19 protein-coding genes are annotated in these 21,992 nt (G+C 46.7%); 16 read left to right on the top strand and 3 right to left on the bottom strand.

Annotation, left to right across the window (positions count from 1 at the left end; all coding sequences use genetic code 11):
• Window positions 1-2 precede the first annotated feature (2 nt).
• From K2G43_RS04860 to K2G43_RS04850, 3 genes are all read right to left on the bottom strand, one after another.
• Window positions 3-458 (bottom strand): radical SAM-associated putative lipoprotein, encoded by a 456-nt coding sequence (locus K2G43_RS04860; protein ID WP_300153247.1) that lies wholly within the window; start codon window positions 456-458, stop codon window positions 3-5.
• Between the two features lie 239 nt (window positions 459-697).
• A complete protein-coding gene (locus K2G43_RS04855) occupies window positions 698-2,758 on the bottom strand; it encodes an acetate--CoA ligase (RefSeq protein WP_297643005.1) in 2,061 nt (686 codons plus the stop codon).
• Window positions 2,759-2,883: 125 nt separating this feature from the next.
• Window positions 2,884-3,123, bottom strand: a complete 240-nt coding sequence (locus tag K2G43_RS04850) for a hypothetical protein (RefSeq protein ID WP_297643003.1) — start codon at window positions 3,121-3,123, stop codon at window positions 2,884-2,886.
• A gap of 964 nt (window positions 3,124-4,087) precedes the next feature.
• On the opposite strand from K2G43_RS04850, the gene K2G43_RS04845 reads away from it, so the two are divergent.
• The 16 genes from K2G43_RS04845 to metG all read left to right on the top strand — a co-directional run.
• Window positions 4,088-4,861: a hypothetical protein gene (locus K2G43_RS04845; protein ID WP_297643001.1), complete on the top strand. Its 774-nt coding sequence runs from the start codon at window positions 4,088-4,090 to the stop codon at window positions 4,859-4,861.
• A gap of 11 nt (window positions 4,862-4,872) precedes the next feature.
• Window positions 4,873-5,586 (top strand): hypothetical protein, encoded by a 714-nt coding sequence (locus K2G43_RS04840; protein WP_297642999.1) that lies wholly within the window; start codon window positions 4,873-4,875, stop codon window positions 5,584-5,586.
• Window positions 5,553-6,137, top strand: coding sequence for a hypothetical protein (locus K2G43_RS04835; RefSeq protein ID WP_297642997.1), 585 nt, complete (start codon window positions 5,553-5,555; stop codon window positions 6,135-6,137). Before K2G43_RS04840 ends, K2G43_RS04835 begins: the two co-directional genes overlap by 34 nt.
• A gap of 9 nt (window positions 6,138-6,146) precedes the next feature.
• Entirely contained in the window at window positions 6,147-6,626 is a 480-nt protein-coding gene (locus K2G43_RS04830; protein WP_297642996.1) for a hypothetical protein, read from the top strand.
• A 484-nt stretch (window positions 6,627-7,110) separates the two neighbouring features.
• On the top strand, window positions 7,111-7,806 hold the full coding sequence (locus K2G43_RS04825) for a DUF6266 family protein (RefSeq protein WP_297642994.1): 696 nt from the start codon (window positions 7,111-7,113) through the stop codon (window positions 7,804-7,806).
• A gap of 440 nt (window positions 7,807-8,246) precedes the next feature.
• Window positions 8,247-9,239: an AAA-like domain-containing protein gene (locus tag K2G43_RS04820; RefSeq protein WP_297642993.1), complete on the top strand. Its 993-nt coding sequence runs from the start codon at window positions 8,247-8,249 to the stop codon at window positions 9,237-9,239.
• Window positions 9,239-10,987, top strand: a complete 1,749-nt coding sequence (locus tag K2G43_RS04815; RefSeq protein ID WP_297642992.1) for a hypothetical protein — start codon at window positions 9,239-9,241, stop codon at window positions 10,985-10,987. Before K2G43_RS04820 ends, K2G43_RS04815 begins: the two co-directional genes overlap by 1 nt.
• A 117-nt stretch (window positions 10,988-11,104) precedes the next feature.
• Window positions 11,105-11,506, top strand: a complete 402-nt coding sequence (locus K2G43_RS04810; RefSeq protein WP_300153242.1) for a DUF3244 domain-containing protein — start codon at window positions 11,105-11,107, stop codon at window positions 11,504-11,506.
• Window positions 11,507-11,579: 73 nt separating this feature from the next.
• Window positions 11,580-11,780: a TIGR04149 family rSAM-modified RiPP gene (locus K2G43_RS04805; protein ID WP_300153240.1), complete on the top strand. Its 201-nt coding sequence runs from the start codon at window positions 11,580-11,582 to the stop codon at window positions 11,778-11,780.
• Between the two features lie 91 nt (window positions 11,781-11,871).
• On the top strand, window positions 11,872-13,353 hold the full coding sequence (locus K2G43_RS04800) for a TlpA disulfide reductase family protein (RefSeq protein ID WP_300153238.1): 1,482 nt from the start codon (window positions 11,872-11,874) through the stop codon (window positions 13,351-13,353).
• 8 nt (window positions 13,354-13,361) lie between these two features.
• On the top strand, window positions 13,362-14,963 hold the full coding sequence (locus tag K2G43_RS04795) for a cysteine peptidase family C39 domain-containing protein (RefSeq protein ID WP_297641445.1): 1,602 nt from the start codon (window positions 13,362-13,364) through the stop codon (window positions 14,961-14,963).
• A 72-nt stretch (window positions 14,964-15,035) separates the two neighbouring features.
• Window positions 15,036-15,152 carry a hypothetical protein gene (locus K2G43_RS04790; RefSeq protein ID WP_297641447.1) on the top strand — a complete coding sequence of 39 codons (117 nt, stop codon included), beginning with the start codon at window positions 15,036-15,038 and terminating at the stop codon, window positions 15,150-15,152.
• Window positions 15,153-15,208: 56 nt separating this feature from the next.
• Window positions 15,209-16,450 carry a TlpA disulfide reductase family protein gene (locus K2G43_RS04785; RefSeq protein ID WP_297641449.1) on the top strand — a complete coding sequence of 414 codons (1,242 nt, stop codon included), beginning with the start codon at window positions 15,209-15,211 and terminating at the stop codon, window positions 16,448-16,450.
• Window positions 16,447-18,639 (top strand): peptidase domain-containing ABC transporter, encoded by a 2,193-nt coding sequence (locus K2G43_RS04780; protein WP_297641451.1) that lies wholly within the window; start codon window positions 16,447-16,449, stop codon window positions 18,637-18,639. The genes K2G43_RS04785 and K2G43_RS04780 overlap by 4 nt, the downstream gene beginning before the upstream one ends.
• Window positions 18,640-18,694: 55 nt before the next feature.
• On the top strand, window positions 18,695-19,990 hold the full coding sequence (locus K2G43_RS04775; protein WP_300153235.1) for an HlyD family efflux transporter periplasmic adaptor subunit: 1,296 nt from the start codon (window positions 18,695-18,697) through the stop codon (window positions 19,988-19,990).
• Window positions 19,991-20,126: 136 nt separating this feature from the next.
• On the top strand, window positions 20,127-21,992 hold a 1,866-nt coding region (gene metG / locus K2G43_RS04770), incomplete at its 3' end, for a methionine--tRNA ligase (RefSeq protein WP_300153233.1).

Raw genomic sequence — 21,992 nt, 5'->3', positions numbered from 1 at the left:
GTTTATTCTTCTTTTTTCTTCAATTCAAAATCCACCTTCTTACTATCGCTGCCATGATACCACCCGCTGCTACGATGCCCTGGTTCCATCTCCACATCCACAGAGTCTGCCTTATATACGCCGGTGGGGTCTTCACAAACGACCCGATACTTCGTGTCGGGCCAAGCATAATCATCCTTAAAGGTATATTCACCTGTATTCTCCGTATAGACAGTGTCTTTCCGGCCGGTATAGTCGCTACCGGTTCCCGAAGGATTTCCCTTCACAATCAGGCGCATTCCCTCCATCGGCTGTTTTTTCTCGTCACACACTTTGCCTTTGATTTCATATTTGGCATAAGGGGTTCCGTATTCGCACGGAGCTTCCCCTTCCACACAAGATGCAAAACCCAACAATGCCAAAGCGCCGGACAACACTTGGTTGCAGGTAGTCAATAGAAGCTTTCTTTTCTTTTTCATGGTGCCTTTCAAATAAATCTATATCTTGTAAATGCACTCTTCCCGAAAACACTGCACCCTACATACGAAATAATTTACTGACATGCTTTCAGTTAACAAGTAAACGAGTTAACAAGACTACGAGGCGAAGTGATTCAGGTTTCTTCCTGCATCTTATTCACAAGACAGGCAGATAGAAGAAACTTGTACCCTTGTTGTTCACCGGAAGCAAGTTCAAGAATTTGTGAGACTTGAGTAAATTACTTCTCAATCCGGATGCGTGCGTCCACCGCTATCACGTGTTTCTCCGTGGCAAGCAGCGGATTGATGTCCATTTCCTTGATTTCTGTAGCGAAGCGCAGCAGCGTGGAGAGGCGCACGATGATTTCGGCAAACTTGTCCTCGTTCACGCCCCGCTGTCCGCGCGTTCCCTTGATAATCTTGTAGGCACGCAGCGAACGAATCATTGAATATGCCTCGCTGTAAGACAACGGTGCCAGACCGGAAGAGACATCCTTCAATACCTCCACAAAGATGCCGCCCAAGCCGCAGAGCACCACGTGCCCGAACTTCTCCTCATACTTGGCGCCGATGAACAGCTCCGTGCCTTTCAGCATGGGCTGCACCATCACGGCATGCGCTTCGGGCAGCTGCATCATGCGGTCGAACTCCAGCGCCAGGTGCTGCTCGCCCTTGATGTTGAGCACCACACCGCCCACATCAGACTTGTGTACCGGTCCCACCACCTTCGCCACCACGGGGAAACCCGTACGGCGCGCGAAGGCAAGCACCTCCTCCTTGACAGGCGACACGAACTCTTCCACCACGGGGATGCCTGCCGAGCGCAACAATGCCTGCACGTAGTGCGGTTCGATGTAGCCCTCCCGGGGGATGGAATCAATGATGCGGCGGATGCGCGGCACGTCCACGCCGAAGAGTTCTATCTCGTTGTTTGCCGGACACGGGGCGTTCACGATGCGCGAAAGCGCCGTGCCCAACGTCACCTCATCGGCAAAGTTCACATGCCCTTTCTTCAGGAAGTCCGCCACCTCGGCACCCGCCGTGTTAATGGAGGGAAGAATGGGGAATATCGGCTTCTTGCAGGTCTGCATCTTCTCGTGCAGCACGTCGTACATCTCGAACATCGTCACCAGTCCCGGCGTGCCGAAAATGGCCATCACGGCATCCACCTCATCGAACTTCTCCTCACAATACTCCAGGCAGAGGCGCAGATGCTCCGGCGTGCCCGTGGCGAGGATGTCGATGGGGTTGCCCACCGCTGCGCCCGGAAACAGCTTGCCTTTCAGTTCCTCGGCAAGCGCGCCCTCCAGCTTGGGCACGTTCAGTCCGCCCTTGCTCAGGGCATCGGTCAGCATCACGCCCGGTCCGCCCGCATGGGTGATGATGGCGAAGTTCTTCCCTCTCAGTTCGGGCAGGGTGAAGATGCAGCCCACCGTTGTCAGCTCCTCGCGCGAATAGCAACGCACGATGCCCGCCTTGCGGAACAGCGCCTCCACGGCCGAATCGCTGCTGGCAATGGCGCCCGTGTGCGACGAGGCGGCACGGCTTCCGCTCTCGCTGCTGCCCGACTTGATGGCGGCAATCCTGCACCCCTTCTTTATCAGCGACGAGGCATGGAACAGCAGCCGGTCGGGGTCGCCGATGCTTTCGATGTAGAGCAGTTTTATCTTTGAATCGGTTGCGGGGTCGAACTGTTCGTCCATGTATTGCAGCACGTCTTCCACGCCTATCTGCTTGGCGTTTCCCACCGACCATACGGAATTGAACTGCAATCCTTTGGTAACGGCACTCTCCAGGATGAAGACCGCCGTGGCTCCGGAACTGGAAATCAGGTCCACGCCCTGCGGGTGCAGTTGCGGGATGGGCTGGCTGAAGACGCTGTGGTGCCAGGCGTTCATAAAGCCGATGCAGTTGGGGCCTATCAGCGAAGCGCCGTACTTGTTCACGGTCTCCAAAATGCGGTCTTCCAATACAGCCCCCTCGTGCGTCTCCTCACCGAAGCCTGCGGAGAGGATGATGAAGGCTTTCACCTGCTTTTCGGCGGCAAGCACCTCCACGGCATCGGGGCAAAGTGCTGCGGGAATGGCAAGTATGGCAAGGTCGGTGTCGGGGATGTCCTTCACATCGGCAAAGGCGGCGATGCCCTGCACCTCTGTTTCCTTAGGGTTCACGGCACGAAGTTCTCCGGCATATCCGCCGTTTATCAGATTTCTGAGAATGGCTCCTCCAGGCTTGTGTACGTTGTTCGACGCTCCCACCACCACGATGCTTTCCGGGTGAAGTAATTGGCTTGTTATCATAGTCCGTTTTCTTTAAGTTAAAGATTCATGTACAAATATACGTTTTCTATACATAAGAGCAAGCGGGAGAGGCAAAATAAAACTATAATACAGCCACGGCTAATGGCAATGGAAGTGAAGAAGGGTCAAGTCCCTGTTGTGCGATGACATATTCTATCAAGATAGTTGAATTTATTCCCACCCTCTTTCCAAATGCCATGAAACAAAAGCAGGCATAAATCATCGAGACCGTTATCAATAGAATACCATTCCACCTCAAAAAACGAGAGAATGATTTTATTGCAGCGATGACAATCAACAGAGAAGATATAAAATGAAGTGACAGCATCATTATTTAAAATCTGATGGAATACTTTTTCCGCCATACTCCGTCTTCACCGATAACACAAAACCGTTCTTATCGAAATCAGGCATTACCGAGGCCGGATTGATCTCAGCAAGACAGGTATTGGATAGTTTGTTTCTTTGTATTCCAAATCAATTTCAAAAATATATTTGGAAATTTGGCGCAAAATTATTTTATACTTTTGCAGCGATATTATTTACGGCATTTTCTTTGGAATATTCTCTATCTCTGACCTCATAATTAGGTATTAAGCGTTTGCCGAAGCCGTTTTCGTTCGGACTTGCCCGTGTGCCACGAAATATCTTTCGGAGGGAGCCTAATACCTCAACCGCCTTACGGCGTCGGGAGGGTTGCCATGCAATCTGCAAGCAGAGACGTTTCATTGGTCTTTCAACACCATAGTACAAGCAATGACAGCCCAGTTTTAGGAACGGTTTCGCCCACTTAATCGCGCCCAAATTTCTTTTCAGTTGTTTTTCACGAAAACGGTTTAGTTCTTCTCCCTACCTGCTCCCTACCCGCTCCCTACCTGCTCCTTGTATGCTCCCTCTCTATAGACAGGGAGAAAACAGGAAGCGGATAGGAAGAAGCAAGAAACGTTCACGAAGCCAATATTGCTCATAACTTATTCACCTATTTACTTAATGCTGTTTGGGGCATAACGACACCCAAGTTGTACAACCGAAAGAAGAAAAACGCCAGATGAAGTAGTCTGAATAGCTACCGACCCTCGTAACTCTTCTACTATTTACCTGATTGAATTCAATACCTGGCGCAGCCGCTCATTTGCATACTGTCGACCGGTATTTCGGATGCACCGGGGGTACATCCCTACATTGAAAATGAGTACATTATACATGCCACGATAGGTAAATAGTCACCAGGGTGGCTTGTAAAAAGTAAAATAATACAAAAAAACCATCGTTTTACTATTTACATGAAAAAGAATACCTATATTGCGAAAATCATTAACAAATAGTACCATGAAGCTAAAAGCGCTATTTCTTATTTGCACCTTTGCATTGATTGGATATGGATGCAAAGACGTAATTGCAGATTCGAGCACAAAAGATGTTGCCACGGAGAAAGTGACAACACGTGCATCATTGGGAGAACGCACTTTTGTTTTTCCGTCTATCCAATGGGAAAGTTTCGACACCCATGAACAAAAATTAGCAGCATGCCAGATTCCGGATTCTCCCCTTAACAAAATCTCTACCACAGAATTAGTAGAGATATGCATGGAATACCCCTTACTGTTCGATGCGTTTGCTTTCGACACCCCTTTGAAAGGCCTTAAAGTAGTGGCTTCACGCTTCAACGGTTTCCAAGAGTTGATGAAAAGGAAAGATTATTGCCTTCGTATCTTCAACTATCTGATGGATAAAGACATAAGGTCGATTGATTTCACCGGATTGTCTTTGGAGGAAGAGGGAAGAATAGTCTTGAATCACATGCTGTGCGAATATCTTCTCTCATTCGATGACATTTTGACAAATGCAACCAATGAAATAAAGAACGAGATAGCCCAATATGCATATAATGTCATGGAAAACAAAGAAAACCGGAAACTGCATTTCGCGTTGGGAGACCTTTCTTCCACTACTTACCTTTGCGTAAAAGCCTTGAACGGAAATCCGGTACAAACACGGACGGCACATTCGGAATCGGATGACTTTTTAGATACAGGAATGTTCCAAGACAGGGAACAGTATCAAGAGATGAAAAGATATTGTCAAACGCTTGTTCAATATTAATACTATAAGTTATGAAAAAATGGATTTTATATTTTGGGCTGATAGTGGCCTCTTTCGGAATGGCAGGATGTTCGGAAGAAAACTATTTTGAAGAGAGTCTGGGGGAAGAGTGGAACGGCGAAGGACTTCCAAGCTGGATTAGTGAATGGCAATTCAAGCATTCTTTTGTAGTAGATTGGGAATTTGACTCTTATATGTTCGGTGTGCTTTGGAAATTTTACAAGTTTGAGCATAACGGCAAATTGCTGTTAGCGATGAAATATGAAAAAGTAGGCCGCGAATACAATTGGGAAGAAGACACGCTTTGTTGCGATGCCTACGGAAGGGATGTGAAATTTTCCGCTGTTAAAGACAGCTTTGAGAAAGGAGCCGAACTGATTTGGACTAACGAATTTTGCACGGAAGACTCTATGCCTCAAATTTCCGACTGCAATTTTGAAGACCCGCAGTCTTTTTCCTTACTACAGAATAAAATTGACAAGTTTTGTCAAGAGGTGAGAGAAGCAGGCAATTTCATGTTAGAATTACGTGCCGATTTTTATGAGGATGAAAAAGGAGAAACCATTGTGCGCATGAAGTATGATTATGCCGATAGAGCGAAAAAGAAACGCACTGTGGTAATAAAAAAATATACAATGACAGGTGAAGAAACAAATGCAGTACCCCAAAAAGATAAAGAAGGCTACCCATCATGGCAAGTACATATAGGAGAAGGACGTATATAAGATTTGCAGTAATCTTGTTCATGATTTGTTTAACAAGCAGTGTATCGGCACAAAAGAAGATCTTTACACCTCAAGGAAGTGAAGTGATTGTAGGTGTGCTCAGTGTTAGCGAATTTACTCCTGCGGAAAAGGCAGCAAAAAAAGAGTATTGCACAAAAGCATATCCCAGAGCTATTTATATGGGTGAAGCTACTGTTTCTTATAACTGCCATGCGTATGCTTGGAGTGTAAGTGAAGGTGGGGAAAAATATTGGATGAATTATCCTTCACCGTATTGGTTAGATGGAAGTTATGTTATAACTAACAACAGCGATCCCAAAGCAAGAAAAGTATATTATCCAAATCCAAATGAAGAACATTCAGCCATAGTGGACTTACCAAGCCCTTATTTGATTTCTAAATGGGGGCGGCTTTGCCTGATGAAGCATCTACCCGCTGATTGCCCATATAACTCAAAAGGTCTGCGCTATTATAAGCTGAGCATGGAGATTTCCGGTGACCAAGTTATCGCACTTCCTGATAATACTTCCTCCGTCTCAAGGGAATACTGATTATCGAATGTGCCTATAGGAGCCACTGTAGAATGGGCTGCTACGGGATCAAAAGCAACTATTGTCAATGGGCAAGGCAGCAATGCTATTCAGGTTTCATTTACGGGATCAGCAGATAGGTTCGTTTCAGCCAAAGTGCATTGCCCTACAGGACTCATTGTGAAGATTCCTTTTGATTTGCATGTGATAACATCTTCTGCTCCCATTATTACAGACATTACAACGATCCAATATGGATCGACACTTCTATTACACGCTATCAGCAATCAGCCGGAAGGAAATTTCGTTTGGTCTGTTGATAACAGCAACGTTACTCTTTATGAAAATCCATATCCAGATGATGCTTCATTTATGCATGCTCCCAATACTTTCAAAGCTGTTCGGACAAGCATCCCCGGTTCTTATACATTTACAGTTATAGGGGAAAGTGAAGATTTGAGGGATATATATACTTTTAGCAAAACGATATATCTGGATGCAACTAATTGATGCATAACACTGAGAGCGCATCAGAAAGAGTAAAATAATTAAAAATTTCCCCTGCTGCAAAATGGCTGTAGCAGGGGAAATTTTTCATAAAAAGATTTTTCGATGCGACTTCGGATATTTTAGCGAAAGGAAAAAAGAGTATAGTGAAGCAAGGAAAGGACACAAAAAATGACAACGGAAGATAAGTACCCCTAAGCGCCCCAAACAACAACACAAACGCGCACAAACAACTAAAGAACAACCAATTATAAACACAAAGCAAATCCATCAACGAGTAGAAATTTAAGGAAAAAGCAATCTGTGTAACGGTTACGCTTATTTCATTTGCACAGATAAAATGCACCCGCTATCTTTGCCGGCGTAACGGAAACACAAGCACCGTTCTGCCGACGGAGAAACACAAGAAGATTGCTGCAGAAGTCTTTTAGTATGGATTCATCGACAACACAAACTTATTTTACTAACACAAAAATTTTTAAAGATTATGGGAACTATCAAACAAGGAATCCTGGGAGGCTTCTCGGGAAAAGTAGGCACAGTAGTAGGTAGCACATGGAAATCGGTACACTACATGCGGGCACTGGCAGTAAGCGTAAACAACCCCAACACGGAAAAGCAGCAATGCCAACGAAACAAATTTCTGGTGGCACTGCAATTTCTGAGAACTTTCACGCCTTTTTTGCGCGTTGGCTATCAGAATTATGCAAAAGGGCAATCGGCTTTCAATGCGGCCATGTCCTACATGCTGAAGAATGCGACAACAGGGTGCGGAGCCGATGTGACCATCGACTATAACAAAACATTGGTGGCACGGGGCAGTCTGAACACGGCCATGAATGCCACAGCTGCAGTAGAAGGCAACAAAGTCTCCTACACATGGACGGACAACAGCGGTATGGGAAATGCCCAAGCCACAGATTCCGCCATGCTGCTGGCGTACAACAAGCATAAGAAAGAGGCCATTTACAGCTTGGACGGCGCTGCACGTTCCGAAGCCGCAGCCGAACTGATACTGCCAACCAACTGGAGTGATGACGCACTGGCGGTTTACCTCAGCTTCTATAACGAAGAGAGCAGAACCGTCTCCAACAGCGTATGCCTGAAAAACGACACGTTCAGCGATGATTCGGGCGAGGAGAATCCGGGACAAGGCGGTTCGGGTGACAATCCTTTGGGATAAGGATGCATCAACAACGCGTTTTTTTCATTGAACGAAGTTAGAGGAGTTAAAAGGAGTGGTCAGCCGACAAACCGATTTAGAAGTAAAAGCCGATGCTCCGGCAACGGCATCATGCACAAGCACATCATCTCCAACTCCTTTGACTCTTGTAAATAAAAAAAGATGTGTCAGTTTCTTTTTATTTTTCAGACGCGGAATTTAGCGGATTGGGCGGATTATTTATTCAGCTGATAAAAATAAAATCCGCTTTATCTGCTAAATCCGCATCTAAAAATAAAATAAGTGTAAGTCCTAAATGAAAGAGCCGTGGCTAGAGGAAACAATCAAATAAAAGCCGAGAATGGTACCGGTGACTTCGCCGAAAGAATCTCCCCATGAATCAGCGGGATTACAAAACAATTCGTATCTTTGGGGCATTACTATTTAAAAAGGCATGCGCTATGAAACTGTTACCCAAAATCTTCAATACAGCCGGCCCCATACAACCGGACATACACTATTATATAGAGCCATTGAAACGCATTGATTTGGAAGAGGTTGAAATGTTGATTTACCAACGGAAGTACTTCATCCTGCACGCCTCCCGCCAAACCGGGAAAACCACCTGCCTGCTGGCGTTGAGGGATTACCTGAACGCACGAGGGGAGTTCATCGCCGTGTATGCCGATGTGGAGGCAGGGCAGGCGATGAGAAACCAAGTGGACGATGTGGTAAAAACCACCGCCGAAACCATCGCCGCCGAAACACGCCTTGTCCTGAAATCGGAACTGCCCAACGATGTGCTCCGCAAAGTGGTACGGGACGAGAACACAACGGGTTCCAACATGCTGACCACCTTCCTGACAGCACTCTGCGAAGCCCTCGACCGCCCGCTCGTCCTCTTCATCGACGAGATAGATGCCTTGGTAGGCGACTCACTGGTCAGCGTGCTGCGGCAAATACGTGCAGGATATGCCAACCGACCCGCGCACTTCCCGCAAACCATCATCCTCTGCGGCATACGCGACGTACGCGATTACCGCATCGTGCTCTCCAACCAAGACATCGTCACTGGCGGGTCGGCGTTCAACATCAAGGCAGAATCGCTGCACCTCGGCAACTTTACGAAGGAGGAAATCCGAGAACTATATATGCAGCACACCGCTGCCACCGGACAGGAGTTTGACGAAGCCTGCTTCCCCCTGATTTGGGAGGCGACCGAAGGGCAACCTTGGCTGGTCAACGCCTTGGGCTACGAAGTGACCATGAGGATGAAGGAGAACCGCGACCGCAGCATTCGCATCATCCCTGAAATGATTTACCGGGCACAGGAACAAATCATCTATCGGAGAGATACGCATATAGACATTCTGATAGACAAATTGCGGGAAGAGAAACTATGGCACCGAACGGAAGAGTATGCAGGGAGGACGATTGAAGTGTGGGGGATGTAATGAAAGCAGTAAAAACATTTATATATACGTTGGCTATCCTACTGGCTGCCTGCACAGACAGGGTGGACTACGGCACCCTGCTCATGCAGGCGGACTCCTTGCTGACGGTACGCCCGGACAGCGCACTCATCGTTCTGGACGGCATACCTTCTAAAAAGCTGAAAACAGATGCCGACCGTGCCTACCATGCCCTGCTGCTGACGCAGGCACGGGACAAGAACTATGTGAAGCAGAAGGATGATTCGCTGATACTTTCTGCCATCGCTTATTATGACAAGACTTCCAATATGGAGATGCGAGCACGCAGTTACTATTATGGCGGATGTGTATATAGGGATTTAAGAAACGATACAAAAGCGATGTCCCATTTCCTAACAGCTAAAAAGCTAGTGGAGAACGGCAAAAACCTTTGCTTGTTAAGCCTCATCTGCAATAACATAGGCTACTTGTTTTATACCAACGACCTGAATGAGCAGGCAGATTCCGTCTATCAGGAAGTGCAGCAGATTGCAGTACAGATGGAAGACTCCCTGCTTCAGGCAGAAACCTTATTGCAGCGGGGAATGATACAGGTGGAAAAAGGCAAACGTTTTTATCCAAAAGCGGAAAAACTGATGCTGCAAGCATATCGCATGGCCAAACTGCTAAACAATCATTTGTTGAGTAAAAGAACGATGTATTCATTGAGTTCTTTATACAGCAGAATGGAAAAAGGGAAAGAGGCGGTAGAGTTTGCCAAACAAAACCTTGCACTGCAAGATGATACAATACACTGCTACAGCACCTATCAGTTGTTGGGAAATGCCTATTATGAAAATCACCAATATGACTCTGCCACTTTCTATCTATACAAAGCTCTTCCCGCCAAAAGCTATGCTATAAAAGCCGGAGTTTATGGATACCTATCTGATATAGCAAAAGCTTCCGAAAATTACCAAGAATCCTTGGAATTGGCAAAAATGCACACTATCTATCTGGACAGTTTGCGGAATACCCGCAGTCAACAAGCCTACGGCATGATTGGTGCTGAAAAAGAGGTTCAAATGCTCCACCAACAAAAAGAGCATGAGGCATCTGTCAACACATACAATTACCTATTGTTTCTGCTTGTCATAGTGGCTCTGCTCCTTTTCTTATTCATACGGAACAGAAACCGCCACAAAACCCTCCGGCTGCAAGAAGAAAAAGGCAGATTGGAAGATATGCAGGCAATGATGCAGCGACAGAATAGCAGACTTGAAAAAGAACAACGACAAAAAGTAGAAAGAATAGCCTATTTGGAGAAAGAGTTGGAAGCACTGCATCATGATGTCGCCCTGAAAGAAAAATTGCGCAAGGAACTGGACACGTTGAACCAAGAACGACAATCATTGTTGAAAACAACGCAAGAATATTCGAAAATAGAATTGAAAATGAAACGCATCATTCAAGACTACAAAGAGCGCGACAAATCAGAGTTGTGTATGGAAAAGGAAGATTGGATGCAGTTGGTTGCCGAGGCAGATCGGCGTTGGAATGATGTTACCCTAAAACTATACTCCCGATACAATCTATCCCAAGAAGAAATCCACCTTTGCTGTCTCTATTTGACGGATTTTCCCATCAGTCATTTCGGCTACTTACTGAACTGCCAACGGGACACCATCTACAAAAAAGCGAACCGCATTGTGGAAAAGAAAATGGGGTTTGCGCATGGAGCCACTTCGCTGCAAAAAGTCTTAAAAGAGTTGTGTCAAGAGAGAAAATAGCTTTTTATACATGTATATCTGCTGTTATACACTACATTTATACACTTTTTATACACACAACTACCATGTAAATCCATACATTTGTGACATTAATAAAACAACTAAAAGTGTATGATTATGAAAAAGCTGTTACTTATTTTACTTGCTATTGTTTCCTTAGGAAATGTGCTGCACGCAGCAGAAGAAAATAATCCCGTTGAGATTACTCTCCAACAAACAAATGATAATGATACAAAAAGAGTTATTGATAAAGAAGGACAAAGTCCTATCAGACGCAGCATCCAACGGCAAATAGCCTATGCTTATATATATAATAAGGTAGTAAGCATCAATTTCAATGCAACCATTGAGGACGCTACCGTCACCATCACCCACACCGCTACCGGTGAAACCGTCCATACAGAGGCATATAGCAACCCCACTACCCTCCGCATAGACCTGAACGGCGAGAACAGCGGCAGCTATCTGATTGAGATAGAAGCGGACGGCAGTTTCTTGACCGGCGAATTTATTCTTTGATATTTTGTGCACATAAATATAAGCGGAATCGAAAAGCTTTAATAGAGTAGAGTTAATTAAGAAATAGAACATTATGAATTTTAATGATTTAAAAGCAAAAGCTATCAATAAAAAACAAATGAGAGCTATCAAGGGAGGAAGTGGAACTTGTGGTTACAAATCCCCAACAGGTACCGTAGAATGCGGTGTAAGCAAAAAGCATGCTCAGTTCATGGCTACCCCCGATGGCTATTGGTGCTGTGATAGTTGTGCTTCAAGCAGCTATTGTGGATAAATGATAGATTAAAGAGTAGGGGAACTATTGATTTCAGCAATAATTCTTCTACTCCTTATTTAATACTATTACAAATCTAAAAGCTACATTTATGATATGTATATGTTTCATGCTTTTTCTGGCGATAAGCATTTTATCTTGCCAACAGCATCAAGCCGCCAATGAGAAATGTGAGAAGAATACTATAGTCTGTTTCAATCATTATCATCCAAAACCGTACAGAACACCAGGAGGTATGAGACACGTGCCAATGCCCAAAGTTCTTTATACTGATAGTGCAGGGACTCTTATGGAATACATGCCCAATAAAGACCTTGATACCCTAACCTTTTATTCCACTGAACACTTCAAAGAGTTAGGCCTAAACTATGGCGATTATGAGTTTAATTACTACCCATTAATTCAGGGGGATACCATTACTATTTCTCAGGATAGTATTGGCTACCCCATTTTAAATAGTAAGCACCATCCCGAATATAGTAGAATCTATAATATGAATTATGAATTGCGCAAGGGGAAGACTCATGCTGGATTAGAAGCAAAGACTTGTCTTGGAAGTGACTGGGTACGGATTGCTGAAGCTATTGATGTAATACGGGCAAATAATTGGACTTCACTAATAATGGATTATTGTCCTTTAGATTCATTACAATCCATGTTCGATAGTTATAAAAAAAACTATATGGATACTATCAATATCTTTAAAGAACAGCAACTTATCTCAAATGAAATACATAATCGTTACCAATATTTATTAAAGCTGAAAGAATACGAATCTCGGCGAATATTGAATAAGGATACCGCTTTCTATCGCCAGATGGAGTTGGAAGTGTGTGACAAGTATATCCATTATCCCTCCTACCGTGAATTTTTGGACTATTATCTTTGGTTTTTCAATCAGCATATTCCGACAATACGTAAATCACAAGGAGGAAGTAAAGACTGGCGGCGAACTTTCGATGAACTATCTCCAAAACCATTCCAGCAAAAATCAAAACACCTTCTACTTGAACGTTGCATTAAAGAAATCGGTGAAAACTTTTCGGCGCAAGACGTAAATAACTATCTTGGTAAATATATCCATATAACCCAAGACACAGTGCTATTCAACAAGATAATAGACAAATACAACCTATCCGCCGATACCAACCAGCTATTATTGAAAGATGTTAGCGGAAAGCCAACCAACCTGAAACTATTGTTAGAAAAAAACAAGGGAAAGGTCATTTATATGGACTTTTGGGCAAGTTGGTGTGTACCTTGTCGGGAAGAGATGATTCCCTCAACAAAATTACGGGAACTATATAAAGAAAAAGATGTGGTGTTCGTCTATATGGCTCTCAACGACCAAGAAAGCAGTTGGAAGAAAGCGATAGAGCAGGAGGGGCTATCAGAAGTGCCCAACAATTTTCTCATCATAAACTCAAAAAACAGCAAAATACTGGAGAAGCTAAAGCTAGAGTCAATCCCCCGATATATTATTTTTGACAAAAAAGGCAATATTGTTGAAGTGAACGCCCCAAGGCCAAGTGACGAACAGGTGACAACAACAATAGACAAGTATCTAAAATAGCAAATAGCATGAATGCGCATCAAAAAATAATAAAAGACAATGCAAGGAGTATTTTGAAAATCATTACAAATCATTACGATGTCGAATACTCAGCCGCATTGTATCAGATATTGAAAGAACACCCGGATTTTCCCAGTTTTCTGTCTTTTCAGTACATATTGCAAAGGATGGGCAAAGATAGTTTTGCCATACATACCAGTTATGAAGAGCTATCAAATATACCTTGTCCAGTCATTGCTCATATCATGACAAATGTGGACTTATTCCTATTTATTACAAAAATTACAGCCGATTCTGTAGAAATAATTGATGAAAAAGGAAAGACGGAAAGTATAAAAAAAGAAGATTTTGAAGAAATGTGGGATGGAAATATCCTCGTCATCGATGATTTACCGGGAAAAATCAATATTCCGTTAAAGAGCAAGTTCGACACCTTTGTAGATATAGCCAAATATCCCTTGTCTATATCATGCTTAGTAGCATTGTGTATTTATTTGCTAATTTTAAAAAGAACTGGAGAATTCCTTTTTTATCTGTACTTCTTTGGGGTATTAGGTGGATTGGGTGCATCCATTCTTTTGTTCATCGAGCAAACAGATAAATACAACATATACATTAAGAAACTATGTTCGTCAAAAGGAAATAAAAGCAAGGTGGATTGTTCTTCCATATTGGATTTCAAAGATGCCTATTTTATGGAGATTGTTTCTTGGAGTGACATTGGATTCGTATATTTCACTTTTCTTTTAGCTATATTGCTAATTTTACCGTTTAATACGGCACAATCCTTTATCAACATCCTTTCTTTGTTCAGCATTGGATACGTATGCTATTCTCTTTTCTATCAAAGATTTGTTGCACGAAAATGGTGTACCCTTTGCCTTTCCGTACAAGCTGTTTTTGTATTTTTGTTTGTATTAAGTATCTGTACCATAACCCTCAGAGATACCCGTATGTTATTAAATGCCAGGCCCATAATGAGTATTATGATAACATTCTTAGTCATAGTATCAATTTATGTAGTTGTTAAACCACTAATTGTCACCCAAAAGGAGTATCTTGTCTTAAAAGATAAATTTAACGAGTTGATATATGACGAGAACATTACACAATATCTTTTCCAACAAGAACTTCACCTTGAGGATATAGACAAAGTGGACAAAATATCCATAGGGAATGCAAATGCGAGAACAAAGCTTACATTGATTTTTAGTCCTATTTGCGCTTCTTGCATAAAAGAACTACAAACACTGATCCCCATCCTTCAAAGAAAAGATGACCTAAAGTTGAATTTGATTTTCCTATTGGATCGAAAGGGCCATCCAGAATCAATAACGATAGCCAGACATTTAATCTCCGATTACTTAATGGATTCAAAGCAATTTCTCGTTAAATTACAAAAATATGTTGCCTATTATCCTGTCAGCAAAAACAAAATCATATATGCCGCAAAGTTTCAGCAAGAGGCTTCCAAGTATGATTCTTATATCAATGTACAAGAAGAATGGTGCCGAAGTCATAAACTTTATAGTACCCCACTTTTATTTATAAACGGGAATAAATTACCAAGCTATTATAATATTAAAGATATAGACTATTTATATGTATAATTAAAGCCCAATGAAGCCCTTCCCCCACTACCTCCAGCACGGCACCATGGACTGCGGCCCACCTGCCTGCGCATGGTTACCGCCTTCTATGGCAAGCGCTATTCTTTGGAATGGCTGCGGGAGAAATCGTTCATCACTCGCGAGGGAGTCTCTATGCTCGGCATCAGCGAAGCGGCGGAGATGGACTAATGCAGAAAAAAAGTCGGCAGTTTCTAACAGACTAAATATATAAAAACATAAATCGCATGGGAACAAGAATCATTTACAGCTTACTTATCCTCGTAGCCACAAGCTGCAATCTATCGGCACAGATGCCTCAGGGAAAAAATGTACAAATCAGAATTGAGTTGGACTCCTCAATCAATGATTGCGAACAAAAGGTATATTTACACCACTATGACAACAACGACCGAATCATAGACGATTCGGTGACGGTAGAGAAAGGTCAAAAAGAGATAACTCTTTACACATACGCACAGGAAGAGCGCTGGTTCTGCATTCTGTTCTCTCAAAAAGGTCCCATAGACTGGTTCGTTGTCCTGACCCCAAATAGCAGTATAAAAGCATCTATTTCCGAAGCGGATGGCATTTCGCCACTAGTAAACATTGAAGGAGCTGATGCGAACAATGAACGTGCACAAAAAATAAGGGCAACAAGCAAGCTTCATCAAGAAAAAAGAAATTTACACGCAGAATTGGCTTCACCCCAACTTACAGATGAAGAAAGCAAAGATATAATCGCCCGAATAGCCCGCATAGATGCCCAAATAGATTCCATCGAAATGGGAATTATACAACAATCGCGTTCATCATTCAACACCATAGCTTCTCTAAAACACTTCAAAGAAAAAGTAAGCAAGGACTCCTTAACGACCTTGTGCAATATCGCCCTAATGAGATTTCCGGGCAACCAACAGATAGAAAGGCTTATCCATCCCGTCAGCCAGAACTATCCGCCTGAAAGCGAAGAAAGCAAAATAGCGGACAAACTTATCAAAGACATTACGAATAGGCGTTTGGTGGAATATGCGAAATTCAGCCGAATGAAGCAGTCTTCCTCCAAAAAGGCTGTAAACGTGAATGATATAACTTTGCTGTCCGACCAAAACAACAAAGTATCCATATCTGAATTAAAAGGAAAAATTATCCTGATAGACTTTTGGGCAAGTTGGTGTATTCCATGCTTGGAAGAAATCCCATATATCCGCCAACTTCAGAAGTTATATGGAGACAAGATAAAGATATGCTTGATCTCCATTGATAAGAAGCATGCTAATTGGAAAAAGAGCATAGAAAAGAACCGGTTGCACGATTTCCTCAATTTGACAGCGGTGGATGACAAGGAAAATATGAATGAAACGATAGAAGCAATGAACATCGGTACCATTCCCTATAATATTATATTAAACGAAAAACATCAAGTAATTGCCACAGACATACATGGCAAAGAGCTTCTACAAAAGATAGATAGCCTGATCAACCAATGAAGCCCTTCCCCCACTACCTCCAACACGACAGCATGGACTGCGGTCCCACCTGCCTCCGCATGGTTGCCGCCTTCTATGGCAAGCGCTATTCTTTGGAATGGCTGCGGGAGAAATCGTTCATCACTCGTGAGGGAGTCTCTATGCTCGGCATCAGCGAAGCGGCGGAGAAACTCGGCTTCCGAAGCATCTGCGTGCAGGTGACCTACGAAACGTTGCAGGAAGCCCCCCTGCCCTGCATTGTCCACTGGAACCAACAGCACTTCGTGGTGGTGTACAAACTGGACAGCAGGCATGTGTGGGTGGCCGACCCCGGGGCCGGGAAACTGAAATACACCCGGGAAGAGTTCTGCCGCTGCTGGCTCAGCAGCAAGAAGGAGGGAGAGGAGACCGGCGTGGCACTGCTGATAGAGACCACCCCGGACTTCTACGCCCGGGAAGACGAAGGGGAGACCGACCACGCCGGAAGCAAAGGATTCAGCTTCCTCTACTCCTACCTGCGCCCCTACAAGCAGTTGGTGGGACAATTGTTGTTGGGGTTACTGCTGGGCAGCATGATTCAACTGATGTTGCCCTTCCTCACGCAAAGCATCGTGGACTTCGGCATCAACAACCAGAACCCCGGCTTCATCTACCTGGTGCTCATCGCCCAACTGATGCTGACCGTCAGCAGCAGCGCCGTGGAGTTTATCCGCGGCTGGATATTGCTGCACCTGGGCACGCGCATCAACATCGCCCTCATCTCCGATTTCCTCATCAAGCTGATGAAGCTACCCATGGGCTACTTCGACACCAAGATGACGGGCGACATCCTGCAACGCATCAACGACCACACACGCATACAGGGCTTCCTGACCGGGAGTAGCCTCAGCGTGGTGTTCTCGCTGTTCAACATCGCGGTGTTCGGCATCGTGCTGCTGCTCTATAGTCCCCTGATATTCCTTATCTTCATGGGAGGAAGCGCGCTCTACGTGGCCTACGTGTGGCTCTTCATGAAGAAACGGGCGGAACTGGACCACAAACGCTTTGCCCAGCAGAGTGCCAACCAGAGCACCGTGGTGCAACTGGTGAACGGCATGCAGGAGATAAAACTCAGCGCCTGCGAACGGCAGAAGCGCTGGGAGTGGGAACGCATACAGGCACGGCTCTTCAAGGTGAACATCAGGAGCCTCGCCCTGAGGCAATACCAGGACTCGGGCGCCGTGCTGATAAACCAGACCAAGAACATCGTGATTACGGGACTGGTGGCCTCGCTGGTGGTGCGGGGAGAGATGACGCTGGGCATGATGCTGTCGGTGCAGTACATCATCGGGCAACTGAACAGCCCGGTGAACGAGCTTATCGCCTTTGCCCGCGACATGCAGGATGCCCGCCTCAGCATGAACCGCTTGGGCGAAGTGCGCGACAAGCCCGATGAAGAAAACCCCACCCGGGAACTGCTGCGGGAGATACCCGCCGGGAAGAGCCTGCGGATAGAGAACCTGAGCTTCAAATACGACCCGCTGAGCGAAACGCCCACACTGGACAACATCAGTCTGGAAATAGCCTCGGGCAAGCAGACGGCCATCGTGGGCATGAGCGGAAGTGGAAAGACCACATTGGTGAAGCTGCTGTTAGGCTTCTACCCGCCTGCGGGAGGAGGAATCCTGCTGGGCGACACGCCGCTGGAGAACTACAGCATCCGCGAATGGAGAAAGCGGTGCGGCGTGGTGATGCAGGACGGATTCATCTTCTCGGACAGCATCGCCGGAAACATCGCCCCCGGCGTGGAGCACATCGACAAGGAGCGGCTGCGCCATGCGGCAGAGGTGGCGAACATACACCGCTTCATCGAGGAACTGCCACTGGGCTACAACACCCGGATAGGGCAAGAGGGACACGGACTGAGCCAGGGGCAGAAGCAACGCATACTCATAGCCCGTGCCGTCTATAAGAACCCGGAGTTCATCTTCTTCGACGAGGCTACCAACGCCCTGGATGCCAACAACGAGCGCATCATCATGGAGAACCTGCAACGCTTCTTCGAGGGCCGGACTTCGGTAGTGGTGGCACACCGCCTGAGCACCGTGCGCAAGGCGGACCGCATCGTGGTGATAGAGCAAGGACGGATAGCCGAAACGGGCACGCACGAGGAACTGACGGCACGGGAGGGGAAATACTACAGGTTGGTGAAGAACCAGTTGGAACTTTGAGAATTAAAAATTGAGAATTAAAAATTAAAAAATCTCTCCATGACTTCTTAAAACTATGTCGGAGGAAAGAAAAGAAATCGAGCTGAGGTGCGAGGAGGTGCAGGACATCCTGACACGCCCGCCACACGCACTGGTACGGTGGGGCATCACGGTGTTCTTCATTGTGCTGGCACTCTTCTTCGTGGGAGGCTGCTTCTTCAAATACCCGGACGTGATAAGCGCACCGGTCACGGTAACTACGGAGCATCCGCCCGTATGGATAGTGGCACGGAACAGCGGGAAGATAAAAGAAGTGTTCCATCACGACCGCGACTCCGTATGGACGGGAAGCGTCATCGCCGTGCTCGACAATCCCGCCGTGACGGCGGACGTGCTACGCCTGAAACGGAAACTGGAGGCTTTCAGCCCGGCGGACAGTAACGCCTGCACGAAATACTTTCCCGAAGGGCTTGCCTTGGGAAGCATACAGAACGCCTACGCCTCGTTCCAGAAAAGCCTGACAGACTACCGCAACTTCTTCTCCCTGAACCTGCACAGGCAACAACTGGAAGCCACCCGAAAGGAGCTACAGGAGTACCGCCGCTACATCGCCCACCTGAACCGACAGACGGAACTGGACAAGGAGCAACTGGGGATAGCCGCCACCGTGCACAACCGCGAGAAGCTGCTCTTTGACAAAGGGCTGACCGCACAATCGGAGTACGAGGAGGCCAAACAGGCTTTCCTAAACAAACAACAAGGGCGGGAACAACTGATGACCTCCCTCTCCACGGCACGGATACAGGAGGCACAACTGCAACAGCGCATCATCGAAACGCAGATGGAAGAGAAACGCGAGGCGAACAGATTGGGCATCGCCCTGCAAACCGCCTGCAACGAACTGCGGATGAGCATCGAGGAGTGGGAAATGGCTTGCCTCTTTGTCAGCCCTGCCAACGGCATACTCTCCTACAACCACATCTGGCAACAGCATCAGAACGTGGGCAGCGGCGACAAGGTGTTCTCCGTGGTGGCACGGGAGCCGGGCCGCATCATCGGAAAAATGAAACTGCCTGCCAACGGCTCGGGAAAGGTGGCACCGGGGCAGAGGGTAAACATCAGCGTGGCAGGATATCCGTACATGGAATTCGGCTTCCTGACGGGGAAAGTGCTTTCAGTCTCCCTGCTTGCCGACGAAGAAAGCGCCTATACCGTCACCGTGAACCTGCCACAAGACCTGCGCACCTCCTACGGCAAGGCTTTGAACTTCAATGGAGAACTGACAGGAACCGCGGAAGTGATGACGGACGAAAGAAGCGTGACCGGAAGGCTGCTCAGTCCGTTGCGCTATTTATGGGAGAAGTATTGGTGATACTGACGACTTCGCTGAAAGATAGTCCGGAAAAAAGGGAAATACGGAAAGAAGCCGGAAGTATATTCGTATTTCACAGAAAACCGCTATCTTTGCACGTCCAAACGTGTTCATAACAAAAGAGATACATACTACAATGGAAACGAAATTCAAACGTACCACCGTGACATCGGCGCTGCCGTATGCCAACGGACCCGTTCATATCGGACACTTGGCGGGCGTCTATGTGCCTGCCGACATCTATGTCCGCTACCTGAGACTGAAAAAGGAAGACGTCATCTTCATCGGAGGTTCCGACGAACACGGAGTGCCCATCACCATCCGTGCAAAGAAGGAAGGCATCACGCCGCAGGACGTGGTGGACCGCTACCACACGCTCATCAAGGAATCGTTCAAGGAGTTCGGCATCTCGTTCGACGTGTATAGCCGCACCTCTTCGGAGACACATCACCAGACGGCTTCGGACTTCTTCCGCAAACTCTATGACAAGGGCGAGTTCATCGAGAAGACCAGCATGCAATACTACGACGAAGAGGCGAAGACCTTTCTTGCCGACCGCTATATCACCGGCGAATGCCCCCACTGCCACGCCGAAGGCGCATACGGCGACCAGTGCGAGAAGTGCGGCACCAGCCTTAGCCCTACGGACCTGATTAATCCGAAGAGCGCCATCAGCGGCAGCCAACCCGTGATGCGCGAGACCAAACACTGGTATCTCCCGCTGGACAAGCATGAAGCATGGCTGCGCCAATGGATTTTGGAAGACCACAAGGAGTGGCGCCCCAACGTCTATGGGCAATGCAAGAGCTGGCTCGACATGGGATTGCAACCGCGTGCCGTGAGCCGCGACTTGGACTGGGGTATCCCTGTGCCCGTAGAGGGCGCCGACGGCAAAGTGCTCTACGTGTGGTTCGACGCCCCCATCGGCTACATCAGCAATACCAAGGAACTGCTGCCCGACTCGTGGGAGAAGTGGTGGAAAGATCCCGAGACACGCCTCATCCACTTCATCGGCAAGGACAACATCGTGTTCCACTGCATCGTCTTCCCCGCCATGCTGAAGGCGGAAGGCAGCTACATCCTGCCGGACAACGTGCCGAGCAACGAGTTCCTGAACCTCGAAGGCGACAAAATTTCCACCTCACGCAACTGGGCGGTATGGCTGCACGAATACTTGCAGGACTTCCCCGGCAAGCAGGACGTGCTGCGCTACGTGCTGACCGCCAACGCCCCGGAGACCAAAGACAACGACTTCACTTGGAAGGACTTCCAGGCACGCAACAACAACGAATTGGTAGCCGTATATGGCAACTTCGTGAACCGTGCCCTGCAACTTACCAAGAAATACTTCGACGGTGTGGTTCCCGCCGCTGGCGAACTGAACGACTACGACCGCGAAACCCTGAAAGAGTTCTCTGATGTCAAGGCAGAAGTGGAGAAATTGCTCGACGTGTTCAAGTTCCGTGACGCACAGAAAGAGGCGATGAACCTGGCACGCATCGGCAACAAGTACCTTGCCGACACCGAACCGTGGAAGCTCGCCAAGACAGACATGGGGCGCGTAGCCACCATCCTCAACATCTCCCTGCAACTGGTAGCAAACCTTGCCATCGCCTTCGAACCGTTCCTGCCCTTCAGCAGCGAGAAACTCCGCAAGATGCTGAACATGGAAAGTTTCGACTGGGCTACTTTGGGAAGCACCGACCTCTTGCCCGTAGGCCACCAGCTGGGCACCCCCGAACTGCTGTTTGAGAAACTGGAAGACGATGTCATCCAGGCGCAAGTTGACAAGCTGCTCGCCACCAAGAAGGCAAACGAAGCGGCAAACTACAAGGCAAACCCCATCAAACCCACCATCGCCTTCGAAGAATTCGAGAAGCTGGATATCCGTGTAGGTACGGTGCTGGAATGCGACGCCGTGCCCAAGATGAAGAAACTGCTTAAGTTCACGATTGCCGACGGACTGGCGAACCGCACCATCTTGAGCGGCATCGCCCAGCAC

The organism is Bacteroides sp. (genome assembly GCF_029057325.1).
In the GTDB taxonomy this organism is placed as follows: Bacteria; Bacteroidota; Bacteroidia; order Bacteroidales; family Bacteroidaceae; genus Bacteroides.
Note: the sequence above shows the minus strand (reverse complement) of the source record. Positions and strands in the feature narration are given on the sequence as shown.